The following is a 15,665-nucleotide window of genomic DNA, read 5'->3' on the forward strand; positions in this document are numbered from 1 at the left end:
AGCTCCACGCCACCCCGGGATTGCCACCACGCTAGGGGACACACCCCACAGGATCAGCTGCCCCACCACGCGCAGCACGGTCACGGCGGCAGTGTTGAGGAACTGGTTCAGGAACGGGATCTGCTCGAACACGGCCGGGTAGTTCCCCCACTGCGGCTCGGCCGGCAGCCAGGTGGGCGGCACCGAGGTGACCTCGGCATGCGTGGACAGCGACATGTTGATCTGCCACAGGAACGGGAACACCATCAGCAGGCCGCCGATCAGCAGCACCACGTGGGTGCCGTAGCGGGGGCGGGTGCGACCACCGCCGGTGCGAGTGCGGCCATCACCGGCGCGGGTGCGGCCATCACCGGCGCGGCTGTCCCGGGCACCGCCGTCACGACGACGGTGCGCACTGCCCGGCTCACCTGCCGCCGGCCCGCCGGCCATCGGCCCACCCGCCGTCGGCCCGCCGGCCGCCTGCTCAGTCGCGACGGGGGCGGTCGTCGCCCGCTTGCTCGCGTTCGTCTCACTCATAGTGGACCCACCTCCTCTGCATCCGGAACTGCAGCAGGGTGATCAGGCCGATGATCAGCAGGATCAGCAGGGCGATCACCGAGGCGTAGCCCTGGTCGTTCTGGCGGAACGCTTCGGCATAGAACAGGTACACCAACGACTGCGTGTCCGCCATGGCGGGGTTGGCCTGCCCCATCATCGCGAACAGCAGGTCGAACAGCTGGAAGCCGTTGATCGCGGTGATGATGGTCAGGAAGAAGATGCTCGGGGTGAGCAGCGGGACTGTCACCGAGCGGAACTGGCGGGCGGGGCCGGCGCCGTCGAGCTGCGCGGCCTCGTACAGCTCCGGCGGGATGCCCTGCAGGCCGGCCGACAGGATGATCACCGCCAGCGGCAGGCTGGACCACAGCCCGACGATCGACACCGCCAGCAGCGACCACCCCGGGGCGGTCACCCAGTACGGCCCCTCGATCCCCACCAGGGACAGGGCGTAGTTGATGATCCCGAACTCCTTGTTGAAGATCATCCGCCACACCAGTGCCACCGCCACCGGCATCGACACCGCTGGCAGGAAGAACAGGATCTGGTAGAAGCGGGAGAACCGCAGCCCCTTCTGCGTGAGAAGGGAGGCGATGCCCACCGCGATCGGGATGCCCAGCAGCACGATGCCGGTGTACACCGCGGTGTTCAGCATGGCGCGTGGGATGAAGGAGTCCTGGAACAGCTTCGCGTAGTTCTCCAGGCCCGCGAAGGTGCGGCCGCCGAACGGCCCGAAGGTGGAGAAGGAGTTCAGCACCGTGGCCAGGATCGGCCAGAAGTAGAACACGGCGATGCCGATCAGCAGCGGCGCCAGGAAGACGATGGCCCACAGCCCGTCCTTGTTGCGGGGTCTGCGTCGTGGAGCTTCGACTGCTCTGTCACTCATCGGCCAGCACCTCGTTCATCCTCGTCGCCAGCTCCTTCGCGCCGCTCTCCACCTCGCCCATCACGATCTTGGGGAAGAACAGCTCCTCCAGTCGCAGCCAGGCCTCGGTGTTCTTCGAGGCCGGGTAGGCCATCGCCGTGTCGGCGGCGTCGATGAACACGTCCAGCGTGAACTCGGGGATCGACTCCACGTACGCGTCGTTGGTGCCGATGAAGGCCGGGTTTGCGGCACCGGCCGCGGCCTGGATCAGGTTCGCCTCCTCCGAGCCCAGGAACGCCAGGAACGCGGAGGCGGCCGGCTTGTTGCGGCTGCGGGCGTTCATCGCCTGCCCGATCCCGTGGATCACGTTGGCCTCGCGCTTGCCGTGCATCAGTGGGGCCACGCCCAGCTGATCGAATACCGGGGAGTCCTTGAACACGGCGGCCTCCCAGTTGCCGGACTGGTGCAGGGCCGCTCGGCCGCTGTTGAACAGGTCCGCCGGGGGGTTCTCGGTGGTGTAGCGGACATCGGGCGCGATCTTGTCGGCCACCATGCCCTCCAAGAAGTGGAACGCCTCGATCGCGGCCGGGGAGTCATAGCCGGACTTCGTCTTGTCGTCCAGCAGGATCTCACCGCCTGCCTGCATCACCAGGGGGTAGATGTAGGCCTGGGGCCAGATGCCGCCGGAGTTCCCCCAGATCTGCTCGGACCCCAGCGCCCGGGTGACGATCTCGGAGGCATCGCGGTACTCCTGCCAGGACCACGACTCGGTGGGCTCGTCCACCCCTGCGCGGTGCAGCAGCTCCCGGTTGTACCACAGGCCGATGGTGTCGAAGTCCTTGGGGACCGCGTACGGCACACCCTGGTAGGAGTACAGCTCGTTGAGGTTCGGCGGGTAGTTGGCCGGGTCGAAGCCCTCCAGGCCGGTGAGGTCCTGCAGCATCCCCTCGGAGGCGTACAGCTCGAAGTTGGGGCCGTTGATCCAGAACAGGTCCGGCAGTTCGTCGCCGATGGCCTGGATGCGCAGCATCTCGAAGAAGTTGGCGTTGGCGGTGGTGTTCACCGCTACGGAGATGTTCGGGTAGTGCTGGTTGAACGCGGCGACGATCTCCAGCATCGCCGGTTCCTGCGCCTTATCCCAGATCTGGAAGGTGATCGCCCCGGAGTCGTCGGGGCCGGCCATGGGCCCCAGCGCAGGATCCACTTCGGAGGCCGAGGACCCGCAGCCGGCCAGCGCCCCGAGGCCCGCGACGCCGGTCAGCCCGGCTAGGCCCAGCAGGGATCGTCGTGTGGGCACCATGACTCCTTCGTCGGGGGCAGGGAGTGTGCCCACGGTAATGGACAGGTGCCCACCTGTCGCGCACCGGGACCGAGCAGCCGGTCGGAGCCGCCCGAGAGTCCTGGTCAGGTGAGCCGCGCGCCGGGGCCGTTGGCAGGGGCAGTGGGCCGGGGGAAGGGGGACACAAGTGGAGCACTGAGCTGCGCGAGTCGATCACTGAGCCGGGCGAGTGGCGCGCATCTGCTGCTTCAAGCAGCCGATGTGACAGTTGGCGTCCACTCGCACCGCAGACCCGCTGCAGATTCCCGGAGATCAGCCACCCACGCGCGTCTCACCCCACCCCGAGCGCGTCCAGCGCGGGCGCGGCAGTGTTGATCACGATGATCACGCCGATGATGCCGATCGCCCAGGAGAAGGCACTGGAGGCGTTCTTCACCGCCCAGGTGTGCAGGCGGTCGATGAACCGGTCCGCCCTCGCGCCCAGTGCGGCCCGCACCCCGGCCAGTACTGCGGCCGGGGCGATCATCAGCGCGCAGTAGCCCACCAGGATCAGCGCGCCACCTCCCAGACCCACGCCCATGTCGGCGATGATCCCCATCGCGGCCAGGTACGGGATCATCGAGGCCGCTTCGATCACTCCGGCCAGCAGCGCCAGGCCGATCAGCAGCAGTGGACGGCCCGCGGCTTGACGGGCTCGATGGGTCCAGCGCCGGGCCGATGCCTCCGGGTCCCCGCCCCGCTTGCGGATGGCGGCGGGGTCGATGTGGAAGGACCAGACCACCAGCAGCACCCCGATCACCGCCAGCACCAGCATCACCGCGGGCGTGCGCAGCAGGTGCCCCAGGTGCTCCATCAGCGGCAGCAGACCGGCCAGCAGCGCGATCCCCAGCAGCAGGTAGAACGCACCGATCACGGCCAGGTACAACAGGGTGCGGCCGGCCACGCGGCGAGCACCGCCGTCGCCGGCAACCAGCAGGATCAGTGGGATCACCAGGGTGCCCATGGAGGTGGCGTCCACCAGGGCCAGCACGGCCAGGCCCACGGGACCTGCTGCGTCGAGCGTCGATTCCATGCCGTCCATGCTTCCGCCGGCGCCGCGCCGGGGCGTCATCCGAAGGTGCTGGAAAGCGTCTCGGCCCCGGCGGCACCCCTGGTCGCGCCGTAGTCTCTGGGCATGCCCTCCCCCGCAGCGCCCGAGACGGCCGGACCGCGCGACGCCCACGCCGCGACCGACAGGCCGCCCCGCCCCCGCATCGAGGTGCGCGATGTGCTGGTGGCGGTCGGATACGCGTTGCTCGCTGTGGTGCTGGCGTTCTCGGGCATCAGCAACAGTGGGTTCCTCACCCAGTCGTGGGGACTGGAGGTGTCGCTGCCGCTGATGCTGGTGGCAGCGGCGGCCACGCTGTGGCGTCGTCGGGCCCCGGTGGTGGCGCTGGTGGTCACGGGGCTGGCGAGCCTGGCCGAAGCAATCGCCGGCGGGCAGATCACCGCGTACGTGCTGCTGTTCGAGGCGCTGTTCACGCCGGTGATCCACGGTTCACGGCAACTGGCAAGGGCCACCACCGGTGTAGCGATCGCTGCCTCGGTGGCGGCGATGCTGGTCGCGGCCGTGGCTACCGGCTCGGTGGAGCTGGTGTTCGTGGTGATGATCGTGGTCGCGCTGGTGACGCTCACTCCGCTGCTGTGGGGCTGGGAGGTGCGCCATCACCGGGAGGCGCGCCGCACCGCGGAAGCGCTGGCCCGGTCCGCAACGGCCCTGGCACGCTCCCAGCAGGACCTGGCGCAGACCCGTCAAGCCCGCGCAGTGGAGGGCGAGAGGCGCCGCATCGCCCACGACCTGCACGACGTGATCGCCGGCCACCTCAGCGCTGTCACCCTGCACACCTCTCTGGCCTCATCGCTGGAGGATGCCGGTGCGCGCGACAACTCACTGCTGACCGCTCGCGATTCGGCGAAGGCGGCCCTGCGGGACCTGCAGTCGATGATCACGGTGCTGTACACCGAGGAGCCCGGCGCCCTCCCGCAGGCCACGCTGGACTGGGACTCGCTCACCGCGCGCCTGCGCGGGCGGGACCCCCACCTGACGGCGCGGATCGACCCGGCGGTGTCGGATCCGGAGCAGGTGGACCCGTCGGTGCAGGCTGCGCTGCTGCGGATCGCCTCGGAGGCGGCCACCAACGCGGTGCGGCACGGGCAGGCCCCGATCTCGCTGCGGGTGGCGTTCGAACCGGCAGGACTGGAGGCACACGTCCCGGCCGAGGTGGGCGCGCCGGCAGGCGTCGACGGTGCCACGCCCGTGGTGCACCTGGTGCTGGAGAACCGGATCGGCGACCAGGCCGAGACGGACACCGGGACCGACGCCGGACTGGGCGTCGGCACCGGGCTGGGCATCGGCGCGATCGGCCACCGGGCCGCGGCAGTCGGCGGCACCGCCCATGCCGGGCCCGTTCACCCCGGGCCAGGTCGCTCCGCACCCGCCCATGCCGGGGTCATCCGTGAGGTGCCTCCCGCCTCGCCCGGCACCTGGCGGGTCGAGGCCCGGCTTCCTGCCCGTCCCGTCGGCGCGCTCGCTGCCCATCCTGACCAGGAGGTTCCCGCATGACCGCCCCCGCCCCGATCCGCGTGGTGGTGGCCGATGACCATCCCGCTGTGCTCTCCGGCCTGGTGGCCCTGCTGAGCTCTGCCCCCGACATCGAGGTGGTGGGCCAGGCCAGCGACGGCGAGAGTGCGGTGCGCACCGCCCAGGTGCAGCGCCCTGACGTCGTGCTCACCGATGTGCGTATGCCCGGTGCCACGGGCATCGAGATCACACCGCGCCTGCGCGAGACAGGCGCGAACGTGCTGGTGATCTCCGGTTTCGACCTGGACGAGTTCGTGCTGGGGGCCCTCGCGGCGGGCGCCGACGGCTACCTGGTCAAGACCGAGGACCCGGACCGGATCCTGCAGGCGGTGCGGGATGTGCACCGCGGCGATTCGGTGCTGTCGGTGGCTGCGACGAAGGCCGTGGTGGCGGCGCTGCGCGGCGGTGGTCACACGGCAGGGATTGCGCAGGCCGAGGAGCCGGAGGCAGCGGGCGCCCGCGCTGGAGGTGCTGTCCCCGTGGCTTCCGCGGGCTCGTCGGCCCACGTCCCCTCGCTCACCCGCCGGGAGGAGGACGTACTGGCGCTCGTGGCACAGGGGCTGTCCAATCAGCAGATCGCCTCGGAACTGTTCGTGGAGATCACCACCGTGAAGACCCACCTGTCCCACGCGCTGGCGAAGCTGCAGCTGGACTCACGGGTGCAGGCCGCCCTGTGGTGGCAGCAGAACGGAGCGAGCCCTCAGCCCCTCAACCCTGGCCAGCCCCTCACTCAGGGCCAGCAGCCCAGCCCAGGCCCGCGCCCGTCGGGCCGGCGCCGGTGACGTCGACCAGTTCGACACCCGCGGGGTCACGGCCGTTGTAGGGGTGGATCGCCGCGAAGTCGTGCGGTGTAGCGTCGACCCTAGATCTCCCCGCCGCATCTGACCATGGGGAGAGGTACCCATCGTCCCCGGAGGTCCCGTGAGGATGCAGACGAGCCGACGCACCGGCCTGCTCGCCGCCTGTGCGGTGCTCCCGCTGGCTGCGTGCGGCAGCTCCGCTCCACTGGCCGCGGACGGGGCCGTCGCGCACTACGACGGTGCAGCAGAGGCAGTCTTCGACGTCCTGTCCGACGGCGACGACCAGTGGAGCCTCGCCGAGGAGACGCGGAAGGTCACCGGCAGCGGCGGGACCTGCGAGTACACCGCCGGCACCTGGACTCCCGAGGCGTCGTTGCCGTCGGTGGACAGCAGCGGTTGGCAGGAGCGCCTGGATGCGTTGAACCCCGTGCTGGCCGAGCACGGCTTCGAGGAGGCCTCGGGAACCACACAGGACGGCTCCCGCGAAGTGCTGGAGACCCGCGACAAGCACGGCGCCACCCTGCAGATCACCGAACAGGGCCAGGTGCGCATCTGGGGCGCCGAGGTGGACGCCGACCCCTGCGACCCGGCGGAGCTGGGGCTGGGCTGAATGGCGGCGGGAGGGATCGATCGGCAGCAGAAGCACCGCGCAGCGGAAGCGCCACTCCGGAGACTGAGAGCGGCGCCCACCTGAGAACCACGAATGGTTCTGAGGCGCGCCCCGCTCTCAGTGCCGCAGAGCTACCCCTGCAGCCCGCCGCGCTGGGCGAGCTTGTCCTTGATGCCGCGCAGGGTGCGGCCCAGGGCCGAGCTGTCCTCCTCCTCGGGCGGGACCTCGGCGTAGGTGACCACGGCGCGCATGTTGCCCAGGTCGATGCTGGGCTTTCCGCTCTCCAGCAGCTGGCCCAGACGCTCGCCGACGAGCTTCTCGAACTGCTCGGCGACCTCCGCGCCGCGCTTCTGGCGGGTCTCCTCGAGGCGCTCGCGCAGCAGCTTCGCTGCCACGGGCGAGACGGGGATGGGGTCAGGGTGCCCGGCGACGGTGATCTGTTCCATGGTCACTGATCCTGCACCAGCGGGCGGTGGCGCTGCTGCACCCCGGCCGTGCCGTAGGGGTAGTCGTCCACGCGCGGGGGGCTGACCTCGGTGAGGCGCTGCAGCTCCTGGTCGCTCAGCTCGAGGCCGGCGGCGGCCATGTTGTCGTGCAGCTGGTCGAGATTGCGGGCGCCGATGATCACGGAGGTGACGGCCGGCTGGGCGGTGAGCCAGGCCAGTGCCACCTGGGAGGCGGTTGCTCCGTGGGCCTCGGCGATCTCGCGCACCACCTCAAGGGTGTTCCAGGTGCGCTCGTCGTCGTTGCGCGCCTGCCAGGCCTCCATGCCGCGCTCGGGGTTCTCCCCCAGCCTCGTGGCGCCCGTCGGCGGCACATCGCGCTCGTACTTGCCGCTCAGCCACCCGCCGGCCAGCGGCGACCAGGGCAGCAGGCCCAGGCCGGCGTCCTGGCAGGCGGGCACTATCTCATGCTCGATGTCCCGCACCAGCAGGTTGTACTGCGGCTGCAGGGTGACCGGCAGCGCCCAGTTGTGGGCCTTCGCCACGTGCACGGCCTTGGTGAGCTGCCAGCCCAGGTAGTTGGAGAAGCCGTAGTAGCTGATCAGGCCCGCGTGGATCGCGTCGTCCAGGAAGTCCAGGGTCTCCTCGAGCGGGGTGTGGGCGTCCCAGGCATGCATCTGGTACAGATCGATGTGGTCCACCTGCAGTCGGCGCAGGGAGTCCTCCAGTGCGCGCCGCAGATGGCGGCGTGAGGTGCCCATGTCGTTGGGCGCCTTGCCCATCGGGAAGCGGGCCTTGGTGGCCAGCACCACGTCCTTGGCCAGGTCAGGGTGGTCGAACATCCAGCGGCCGATGATCTCCTCGCTGACCCCGGCGCTGTACACGTCGGCCGTGTCCAGGAGGTTGCCGCCGGCCTCGACGTAGGCGGTGATGATCTCGTGCGAGGTGGCCTCGTCGGCCTCGGCACCGAAGGTCATGGTGCCCAGCGTCTGCACGGAGACGACGGTGCCGCTGCGGCCCAGGGTGCGGTACTGCATGTCTGCGCTCATCACCCCAGTGTTCCAAGGTGCGCGCCGAGGTGCCAGGGCCCACGGCCGGTAAGGGGCCTGCCAAGCTGATACCGTCCACATCCCACCGGGCCTACGCACTCGACCTTCCTGATCGGAGCCTCGCATGCTGCTCATCGCTGGCGTCACCGGAAAGACCGACAACCAGGGGCCGGGCGCCACCCGCACCTGCCCGCGCTGCGGCAACACCACCCAGTGGCAGCGTCTGAAGAGCTACCGGCAGTTCACGCTGTTCTTCGTGCTCCCCCTGTGGCGATGGGGCCGCCAGGAGTACGAGCAGTGCGGGGTGTGCGGGCAGACGGCCGCGGCCTGAAAGCGTTCACGGCCTGAGCACGTCCACGGCCTGAGTGCGCTCACGGTCTGCCGCTGCGGAGGCGGGCCGCGGGCCGCTGGTCCGTTGCGGCAGGTCACGGGCAGGAGTACCGTCGAAGGCACCATTCGTGCACCCGATGAAGGGTGCGGGAGGTGCGATGGCCATGACAACGACGACGAACCATCACCCGGTCCCCGAGGCGCAGCCCGCCCTCGCCAGGATGCGCAAGCACCTGGCCGGCCCGCTGATCGAACCACCCGATGCTGGCTACGACCAGGCGCGCGCGGTGTGGAACGGCATGGTGGACCGGTACCCGCTGGCGATCGCCCGCGCCGCCACGGTCGATGATGTGCCCATCGTGCTGGAGGCCGCCCGGGAGACGGGCCTGCCGCTGGCGGTGCGCGGCGGCGGGCACAGCATCACGGGGCTGAGCACCGTGGACGACGGGATCGTGCTGGACCTGGGGGATCTGCGGGAGGTGGTGGTCGATCCCGCGACTCAGCTGGTCACGGTCGCGCCCGGGGCCCGCGCGGCCGACGTCGACGCCGCCACCGCCCCGCACCGGCTTGCGATCCCCCTGGGCGCCTCGTCCCTGCCCGGCGTCGCGGGCCTGACGCTCGGTGGAGGCGTGGGCTGGCTGACGCGCAGGGCGGGTCTGGCGCTGGACTGCCTGGAGCGGGCCGAGGTGGTCACCGCCCGGGGCGAGCACCTGGTGGCCAGCCGCGAGGAGCACCCGGACCTGTTCTGGGGGCTGCGCGGGGGTGGTGGGAACTTCGGTGTGGTCACCTCGTTCACGTTCCGGGCCGTGCGCCTGCCGCAGACGGTGCTGGGCTGGACCCTGGTGTATGCGCCCTCGCAGTGGTGGCACGCGCTGGCGGCGTTCGAACGGTGGGCGCGGGAGCTGCCCGATGAGCTCAGCTCGATCCTCACGTTCCGGGCGATGCCCGAGATCTCCGGGATGGGGGAGGAGACGTGCTTGATGATCCGCTGCGTGTACGTGGGTGAGGACCCGGCATGGGGGACGGCGATGCTGGATCGCCTGCGCCGGGCCGCCCCGCCCGTTCATGAGACCTCCGGGCCGATCTCGTGGCTGCAGTGGCAGAGCGCGATGGATGCCCACTTCCCCGTCGGCTCGCACGGGTTCTGGCGCAATGTTGCGTTCACCCGCATGGACGAGGACGCTCTGGGGGCGGTGCTGGATGTGGCTGAGCGGATCCCCGGCCCCGGGCACGCGATCGACATCCATCATCTGGGCGGCGCGTTCGCTCGGGTGCCGGAGGACGCCACCGCCTTCCCCAACCGCACCGCCCGCTTCTGGATGAACATCTACGGCGCCTGGCAGGAATCCGAGGAGGATCCCCGCGGCTGGGATCTGGCCGGGCACTCCCACGCGGTGATGGAGCGCCTAGCGGAGCGCGGCGAGTACGTGAACTTCCGGGCCCTGGAGCACACCCGCCCCATCACGGACTTCACCCGCCAGATCTACGGGGAGGAGAAGTACCGCCGGCTGCAGCACGTCAAGCAGCGCTACGACCCCGAGAACCTGTTCCGCGGGAACTACAACGTGTCGCCGGACGTGTAGAACTCCGATACCGGCTTCAGCCGCGCCAGGGCGAGTAACCGTCAAGCGACTCGACGGCGTGGCCCTGTTCGCCGAAGTTCTCGGGATCGGCCACCCAACGGTCACGATCCCATTTCAAGGCGACCCGCATCGAGATATTCGCCGTTCCTCCCGGTGAGACGAACTCTCCGACAAGATCGATGATCGCGGACTCCTCGGTGTAGGTCTGGAACCGGTAGCCGATCAAGGTGACCGTCAGCTCTTCGGAATCCTGGAGGCCTTCCTCCTCACTCGCGATGGCTTCGTCACGGAAGTCACCCTCCGGAAGCCACTCGGCGGATACGCCCTCTACTCGTCCCGAGGCACTGAGGAAATATGCACTGGCGAAGAGCGCGCCGTTCGCTGAGTGCTCGTAGCAGGTCCAGAGGTCCCCGTCCTGCGCGTACGGGCCGTCCCTCTCGGAGACGGGTGCGGCGGTGCCGGCCACCATGGTCTATTCATCGACCTCGGGCGGGCCTGACGGGATCTCAGAGCTGCCCTCACCGACGATGCATTCTCCGTCTGCCGTCCTCCCTGGCGGCTGCTCACCGGACGAGTTTTCCGCAGCATCGTCCTCGCCAGATCGACCGTTCTCGCTCGCTTCCCTTCTCTCGCTGGCTTCACCGTTCTCGCTGGCGTCACCGCCGTTGTCCGACACCCCTTGCTCCTGCGCTTGCGAGTCTGCGTCGTCCTCCCCAGCCGGCGGGCTGGTGGGTCCACACGCGCTGAGGACAAGGAAGGCGGACGCGATCGTCGAGCGGGCGATGACTGAGGAGCGCATAAGGGACCGGTGGCCTTCTGGGCGGGTTAATGGTGACCACAACAGCCGACCACATCCGGACCTCACCCGGCACCTGGTTCCTGGGAATGTGGACAGAACGCACCGTCGGCACGGCCCCTGCGGCCAGCGCGGCGGATCACCCTTCAGCCCAGGTTGCCAGGCCCCCTCCATCACGCGCCACCGAAAGCGGACGAACGGATGAGGACCGGAATCATCCGTAAGTATCTCGAAGCCGTCGGCGGCTGGCTCTCGCTCGAGTACGTGACCGGGGACGCCCGAGTCCAGGTCGCCTGAGTTCGCATCGGGGGTCGTGGCTAGCCGACAACGGAAGCATGTCGATTGTCCACATCTTCGCACCGCACCCCCATCAGTGGAGCCACGCGACGGGCTATCTCCCGTCAGACCCCGCCCTGACGCGTGGCGTCGACGGCGGTAATCACCACCGCGAACACCGCGAGGTTGCTGCGGAACGTCGACCCCTCCGGGCCCGGGACCTCCTCCTGCTCAGCACCCGCCGCCGGGTCCTGTCGCAGCAGCCCGCATCGCGACAGGCGCATCAGGTCGGCCTGGACCCTCCACAACCGCCACATCTGATCGCTGCCAGCAGGGAAGGCCGCCGTGCGTGCGGGCTGCTCTCGATGGTCGTGGCTGGTCATCTCGGCCAAGATGGTGTTCGCGTCGGGGAGGGTCAGCCCGTCGGGGCTGGCGGCGAACAGGAGGGCTGCGAAGGTGTCCGGTCCGCCGCGGAAACCACCCTCGTCCGGATCGTTCTGCACAAGGGTGATCAGCAGCATCAGCATCACCGCGCGCGCGAAGGTCGTGAACGCCTCCGGGTCCTCCGACGCCGGGACGTACGGCGCGTGGTCGTGCTGCTCGGGGTAGGCCCGGGTGCTGGTCAGCGTGACCCACCCACCCGCGATCAGGGCGCTCCACGGGCCTGCGATCTCGTCGACCTGCCACATGGAGGTGACCGCGAAGGGGCCGGTGTCGATCTCCCACTCCTCGACGAGGGTGCGTACGTCGGCCAGGCGCAGCGCTCCCGTCGAAGTCACCTGACGCCCCTTGCCCAGGAACTCCAGCAGGCGCGCCGCCCGCTGCACCAGCTTCACGTCGCCGTGCGCTGCCGTGAGCTCCTCCATGTCGTCCTCGGCCCTCTCCAGCGCGAGCAGGGGCTCCTCCAGAGTGGAGTTGTCGGGCAGGAACCAGGGCAACCCGGGCTCCTTGTCGGGGACGTCGGCAGGATCGGGGCCGCCGCCGAAATCACTGCCCGAGCCCGTCCAGTGCGAAGCCTCGAAGGGCATCGACGGGTTCGCCAGGCGCCCGGTGTCGGAGATCTCGTGGCGCTCGGTGTTGGTCAGCGCGGTGTTGTACCACTGCATGTAGGCGTCGAACAGCTCGGGCGTGCTCAGGTCGACCCCCAGCGTGCTCGCGTGGACGAGGATGTTGCCGGTGAAGGAGCGGGCAGTGGGGTCATCGGCGGCTTCCAGGGCCGAGAACTCGAGCCCCTCCAGCACGCTGCGGGCCCGATCCACGTCGATGCCGTCGGGATGCCAGCGCTGGTGCTCGTCGAGGAACGCGAAGAACTGGCCCAGGGCAGGCACCTGCGCCATGACCATCTCGCGCGGCTGGATCACCTTGCGTGGAACCACCTCGGTCAGCAGGATCTCTATCAGTTCTTCGGTCCAGTAGGTCGGGTCCGCACTGTCGAGCTGCTCGGCCTTCAGCCTCAGCAGCGGCTCCACATGTGCGGCCTCCTCGTCGGCCTGATCCGTGGAGACCGCCTCACGGCGCCAGAGAACGAACTGGGCCAGCAGCGCATGCAGATCTCGCTCCATCCGCCTGTCGGATCGCTCGAACGCGTGGGACGGGCCGCGCTGCGGGCGAGAGCGCTGGGTGCCGCGGCGGTGCTTCTTCTTGGGCATCTGACCATCGTGCCGCATGCGGACATCAGCGAAAAGGCTGTGCGCCCCATGGGCTGGTCAGGGACCGCTCCGGCTGGCTGCGGCGTGATCGCGTTCGGTCTGGCCGGCGTTCAGCGCACCGCGTGGCCCTCGCCGTGCCGGTGGCGTCGTGGTCTCGCCGGCGTCTTGGGGCTGACCCGGTCTTGAGGCGGCAGGCTCATTGCTCGCCACCGGAGCACATGTCAGTCGAGCCCTGGAATGGTCGGTGCCAGGGGCGCAGGCGCGGGCGTGCTTCCATCCGCCCCATGCAAGTGGAGCTTCGCTCCTGTAGTCCGCAGCACCGTGAAGATATCGACCTACTCGACTCCCATCGCGGCACAGGCGTCCGGGATCTTCACCCGCTTGCGTGCATTCGGACTGGGCAGTTCGTTGGTGACAACGGTGTCGCCATGCCCGGCGGCATGGGCGATGAGGAGGAAATCAGCTTGGTCACTCGAGAACACGTTCAACGCATCCTGCCGATAGTCCTGCCTCGCTGCCCACGTGCTGAGCAGAGCGAAGTTCTGGGCAGTTCGCTGATCGACCGGGAGGAAGAAGCCCGGGTGATCGCGCGCCCAGTCGGCGAGCTCGTCATCACCGCTAAGGAGCTCATCGCGAACGGCATCAATACTGATCAGCTCTCCTGCCTGGTGGCCCTGTTCGAGCCAGGTCCAGAACCCTGGCGCGATGTCGAACGCGTAGTACCTGTTCTTTGCCTCGATCAGGATGTTCGCGTCGACGAGGTACATCAGCTGATCCCGACCCGTTCAGCGAGCTGCTCGAAGGTGCTGTACTTCTTCGTGCCGAGCAGCTTGTACGCGTCCCGGTAACTCGTCCCACCCTCGCGTGCGCTGGCGATCACGGCTCGAGCGAACTGTCTGCTGAGCCGTCGCGGCTGGACGTTGTAGAAGCTTCCGCCACCCGCCTTCTCCTCCTCATATCGCTCGTAGTACAGCTCCTTCGTGATGAGGCTGAGGTCGGCGAGTCGACGCAGCACGACGAGAGTGCTCACGGTGAATCGCTGAGCGAGGGCATCCAGTCCTTCTGCGGATTGGTCACCGATGTACTCGGCGCGGACGGTCTCGCGCGGCATCAGCACCTCTGCGGCGACGGCGTTGCACCATTGCTCGTCCGGAGGCGCACTCGTCGCACCGGGCACGGCATCGGAGAGTGCGCTTCCTCCTAGCCACACATGGGCGAACTCGTGAAGGAGCGTGAAGATCTGCGCGGCCTTGCTATCCGCGCCGTTGACGAAGACCAGGGGGGCCAGGTCGTCAGCCAAGGTGAAGCCGCAGAACTCTTCAGGCTGCAGCACGCGGCGGGTGTTCGATCCGACCACGCCGCTCACCATCACGAGGGTTCCGCTGTCCTCGATGCGGTCGGACAGGAGGCTGAAGGCGCTGCCCCAGTTCCGAGCGAGTGGTCCTGCATCAGGACTGATGCCGAGGAGGTCCCGCATCCTCTGCGCGATGATCGCGGGCTCATCCATCGTCGTCGCGGATCCGACATACGGCACCGGGTCCATGCTGTTCTCGAGTAGGTAGTCCCGGAAGCAGTCCTGACGCAACTGGCACAGGTAGATCGTGTCGAGGAGGTCAGCGGATGGTTTACTGATTGCCGCGTCGTGCAGGGTGCGCATGTCGGGCACCGGGAGTGGTTCCTCCGGTGGGGCTGGGAGGAAAAGCTGCCCGAACGGCGCATGTGTGGCTTGTGCGAACTTCTCGAGCTGCTTCACGGTGGGCCTGCGGGTTCCGGCCCTCCACTCGGCGAGGTGCGGGAACCTTCGCTCCGCCGTCTCCTCGTCCCAGCCTGCACGCCCCACGGCCCAGTCCAGCAAGGTGGGAGCGACATCAACGTGGACACTCACGGCACGCCCTCCTCATCCGGTTCCGTCGCAGTTGTCGTGACCCACATGCTAGACGCGGGGCACGAAAGGTGACCCTGAGCCGAGGCAGAGCCCACGGCGCCCGCAGAATGGTCCGTCAAGCCGCCGTTGGCCGCGTCCGGGGCTCAGAGCGTTGCAGGCATTTCTGCCTCGAGCGCGGCCCCAGTCAGCGCCCCTGCAGCGCTTCGCGTGTCGCACTCCAGACGCGAAGCACGTAGTCGCGGCCCGGCTCGCACGGTTTCACCTCGATCTCTCGTTCGACGCCGTCTTGGCGGATCCACACGGTGCACCGTTCCCACGGGGTGCCGCCCGGCGGGCCTATGAACAGATGGATGGAGCGTGCATCCTTCTCGTTCCCCGCGGCGAGTACGGCTCCGATCCGTTCGTTGCCGGCGCCCTCGTTGAAGCCCGTGGTGCCTCGGCCCGGAGCTCCACCGCGGTACGGATTCTTGAGTGCCTGCGCCTGGAAGATCGATCCCAGGAGGAAGAGCGCCTCCTGCGCACCCGGGCTCAGGAGCTCTCCGGCCCGTCTCCCGCTCAGGCGATCAGGGAACTCCATCGTCCCGCTCCTGATCCCCCGGTCGAGTTCCTTCAGAGCTGTGGCTCTCTCCTGCGCGGGAGCACTGAGCCTCCCCTCCCGGAACACGCCGATCTTGGCCGAGGTCAGGTAGCTCTCAGGTTCGCTCGGCCCTCTCACACCTACCAGGAGCGGCTCAGCACTCCCTACGAGGTCGAACTCGAGCCCCACGCTGTCGCTCTTCGTGTCGCTCATTCCCATCTGCAACCAGGGCTCCGCATTGCCGCCGTGCAGCGAGAAGCGGGTCAAGTCCCTTTGAGTGGTGGCTTTTGGGTCAGGCGGTCATGAGGAGCCGGCTGGCGGTCTCGGGGGTGTCGGTGGTGAGCATGTCGGCGAGGCGGCGGAGGGAGT

General features: G+C 68.9%; 15 protein-coding genes and 1 pseudogene. 5 read left to right on the forward strand and 11 right to left on the reverse strand.

The genetic code is table 11. The features are described from left to right. The 4 genes and pseudogenes from M3B01_RS12850 to M3B01_RS12865 all read right to left on the reverse strand — a co-directional run. A pseudogene (locus tag M3B01_RS12850) lies at positions 1 to 516 on the reverse strand (hypothetical protein); the annotation flags it as partial. After that, a complete protein-coding gene (locus tag M3B01_RS12855) occupies positions 509 to 1,420 on the reverse strand; it encodes a carbohydrate ABC transporter permease (protein WP_259792622.1) in 912 nt (303 codons plus the stop codon). The gene M3B01_RS12855 and the pseudogene M3B01_RS12850, both read right to left, overlap by 8 nt. Further along, a complete protein-coding gene (locus M3B01_RS12860) occupies positions 1,413 to 2,699 on the reverse strand; it encodes a sugar ABC transporter substrate-binding protein (protein WP_259792625.1) in 1,287 nt (428 codons plus the stop codon). The genes M3B01_RS12855 and M3B01_RS12860 overlap by 8 nt, the downstream gene beginning before the upstream one ends. A gap of 310 nt (positions 2,700 to 3,009) precedes the next feature. Continuing rightward, positions 3,010 to 3,750, reverse strand: coding sequence for a GAP family protein (locus M3B01_RS12865; RefSeq protein WP_259792627.1), 741 nt, complete (start codon positions 3,748 to 3,750; stop codon positions 3,010 to 3,012). 102 nt (positions 3,751 to 3,852) lie between these two features. On the opposite strand from M3B01_RS12865, the gene M3B01_RS12870 reads away from it, so the two are divergent. The 3 genes from M3B01_RS12870 (at position 3,853) to M3B01_RS12880 (ending at position 6,708) form a co-directional block, all read left to right on the forward strand. After that, positions 3,853 to 5,280 (forward strand): sensor histidine kinase, encoded by a 1,428-nt coding sequence (locus tag M3B01_RS12870; protein ID WP_259792630.1) that lies wholly within the window; start codon positions 3,853 to 3,855, stop codon positions 5,278 to 5,280. Then, positions 5,277 to 6,080, forward strand: coding sequence for a response regulator transcription factor (locus M3B01_RS12875; RefSeq protein ID WP_259792632.1), 804 nt, complete (start codon positions 5,277 to 5,279; stop codon positions 6,078 to 6,080). Before M3B01_RS12870 ends, M3B01_RS12875 begins: the two co-directional genes overlap by 4 nt. A gap of 145 nt (positions 6,081 to 6,225) precedes the next feature. Next, positions 6,226 to 6,708 (forward strand): hypothetical protein, encoded by a 483-nt coding sequence (locus M3B01_RS12880; protein ID WP_259792635.1) that lies wholly within the window; start codon positions 6,226 to 6,228, stop codon positions 6,706 to 6,708. 131 nt (positions 6,709 to 6,839) lie between these two features. Here M3B01_RS12880 and M3B01_RS12885 read toward each other — a convergent pair whose 3' ends face one another. Together M3B01_RS12885 and M3B01_RS12890 are read right to left on the reverse strand one after the other, a co-directional pair. Then, positions 6,840 to 7,154, reverse strand: a complete 315-nt coding sequence (locus M3B01_RS12885) for a hypothetical protein (protein WP_259792636.1) — start codon at positions 7,152 to 7,154, stop codon at positions 6,840 to 6,842. Between the two features lie 2 nt (positions 7,155 to 7,156). Then, positions 7,157 to 8,188: an aldo/keto reductase gene (locus M3B01_RS12890; RefSeq protein ID WP_259792647.1), complete on the reverse strand. Its 1,032-nt coding sequence runs from the start codon at positions 8,186 to 8,188 to the stop codon at positions 7,157 to 7,159. A 136-nt stretch (positions 8,189 to 8,324) separates the two neighbouring features. On the opposite strand from M3B01_RS12890, the gene M3B01_RS12895 reads away from it, so the two are divergent. Together M3B01_RS12895 and M3B01_RS12900 are read left to right on the forward strand one after the other, a co-directional pair. Then, the gene (locus M3B01_RS12895) at positions 8,325 to 8,531 is read left to right on the forward strand and encodes a zinc-ribbon domain-containing protein (RefSeq protein WP_017824229.1); all 207 of its coding nucleotides are present in this window, start codon (positions 8,325 to 8,327) and stop codon (positions 8,529 to 8,531) included. Between the two features lie 163 nt (positions 8,532 to 8,694). Further along, positions 8,695 to 10,113: an FAD-binding oxidoreductase gene (locus tag M3B01_RS12900; RefSeq protein WP_259792638.1), complete on the forward strand. Its 1,419-nt coding sequence runs from the start codon at positions 8,695 to 8,697 to the stop codon at positions 10,111 to 10,113. A gap of 16 nt (positions 10,114 to 10,129) precedes the next feature. On the opposite strand, the gene M3B01_RS12905 is transcribed toward M3B01_RS12900, so the two are convergent. From M3B01_RS12905 to M3B01_RS12925, 5 genes are all read right to left on the reverse strand, one after another. Continuing rightward, positions 10,130 to 10,582: a hypothetical protein gene (locus M3B01_RS12905; protein WP_259792640.1), complete on the reverse strand. Its 453-nt coding sequence runs from the start codon at positions 10,580 to 10,582 to the stop codon at positions 10,130 to 10,132. Positions 10,583 to 11,310: 728 nt separating this feature from the next. Continuing rightward, complete coding sequence (locus M3B01_RS12910) at positions 11,311 to 12,834, reverse strand: hypothetical protein (protein ID WP_259792642.1); 1,524 nt, start codon at positions 12,832 to 12,834, stop codon at positions 11,311 to 11,313. Between the two features lie 335 nt (positions 12,835 to 13,169). Then, positions 13,170 to 13,601, reverse strand: coding sequence for a DUF4411 family protein (locus M3B01_RS12915; protein ID WP_259792644.1), 432 nt, complete (start codon positions 13,599 to 13,601; stop codon positions 13,170 to 13,172). Then, positions 13,601 to 14,491: an ImmA/IrrE family metallo-endopeptidase gene (locus M3B01_RS12920; protein ID WP_259792649.1), complete on the reverse strand. Its 891-nt coding sequence runs from the start codon at positions 14,489 to 14,491 to the stop codon at positions 13,601 to 13,603. The genes M3B01_RS12915 and M3B01_RS12920 overlap by 1 nt, the downstream gene beginning before the upstream one ends. A gap of 412 nt (positions 14,492 to 14,903) precedes the next feature. Then, on the reverse strand, positions 14,904 to 15,509 hold the full coding sequence (locus M3B01_RS12925; RefSeq protein ID WP_259792646.1) for a hypothetical protein: 606 nt from the start codon (positions 15,507 to 15,509) through the stop codon (positions 14,904 to 14,906). Positions 15,510 to 15,665 lie beyond the last annotated feature (156 nt).

Origin of the sequence: Brachybacterium sp. p3-SID957, assembly GCF_025144775.1 — a bacterium.
GTDB lineage: Bacteria > Actinomycetota > Actinomycetes > Actinomycetales > Dermabacteraceae > Brachybacterium > Brachybacterium epidermidis.

Coding starts and splice junctions, on each gene's coding strand:
- M3B01_RS12905 (WP_259792640.1), bottom strand. CDS start 10,582: ATGGTGGCCGGCACCGCCGCACCCGTCTCCGAGAGGGACGGCCCGTAC.
- M3B01_RS12875 (WP_259792632.1), top strand. CDS start 5,277: ATGACCGCCCCCGCCCCGATCCGCGTGGTGGTGGCCGATGACCATCCC.
- M3B01_RS12855 (WP_259792622.1), bottom strand. CDS start 1,420: ATGAGTGACAGAGCAGTCGAAGCTCCACGACGCAGACCCCGCAACAAG.
- M3B01_RS12910 (WP_259792642.1), bottom strand. CDS start 12,834: ATGCCCAAGAAGAAGCACCGCCGCGGCACCCAGCGCTCTCGCCCGCAG.
- M3B01_RS12885 (WP_259792636.1), bottom strand. CDS start 7,154: ATGGAACAGATCACCGTCGCCGGGCACCCTGACCCCATCCCCGTCTCG.
- M3B01_RS12880 (WP_259792635.1), top strand. CDS start 6,226: ATGCAGACGAGCCGACGCACCGGCCTGCTCGCCGCCTGTGCGGTGCTC.
- M3B01_RS12915 (WP_259792644.1), bottom strand. CDS start 13,601: ATGTACCTCGTCGACGCGAACATCCTGATCGAGGCAAAGAACAGGTAC.
- M3B01_RS12895 (WP_017824229.1), top strand. CDS start 8,325: ATGCTGCTCATCGCTGGCGTCACCGGAAAGACCGACAACCAGGGGCCG.
- M3B01_RS12925 (WP_259792646.1), bottom strand. CDS start 15,509: ATGAGCGACACGAAGAGCGACAGCGTGGGGCTCGAGTTCGACCTCGTA.
- M3B01_RS12920 (WP_259792649.1), bottom strand. CDS start 14,491: ATGCGCACCCTGCACGACGCGGCAATCAGTAAACCATCCGCTGACCTC.
- M3B01_RS12865 (WP_259792627.1), bottom strand. CDS start 3,750: ATGGAATCGACGCTCGACGCAGCAGGTCCCGTGGGCCTGGCCGTGCTG.
- M3B01_RS12860 (WP_259792625.1), bottom strand. CDS start 2,699: ATGGTGCCCACACGACGATCCCTGCTGGGCCTAGCCGGGCTGACCGGC.
- M3B01_RS12900 (WP_259792638.1), top strand. CDS start 8,695: ATGACAACGACGACGAACCATCACCCGGTCCCCGAGGCGCAGCCCGCC.
- M3B01_RS12870 (WP_259792630.1), top strand. CDS start 3,853: ATGCCCTCCCCCGCAGCGCCCGAGACGGCCGGACCGCGCGACGCCCAC.
- M3B01_RS12890 (WP_259792647.1), bottom strand. CDS start 8,188: ATGCAGTACCGCACCCTGGGCCGCAGCGGCACCGTCGTCTCCGTGCAG.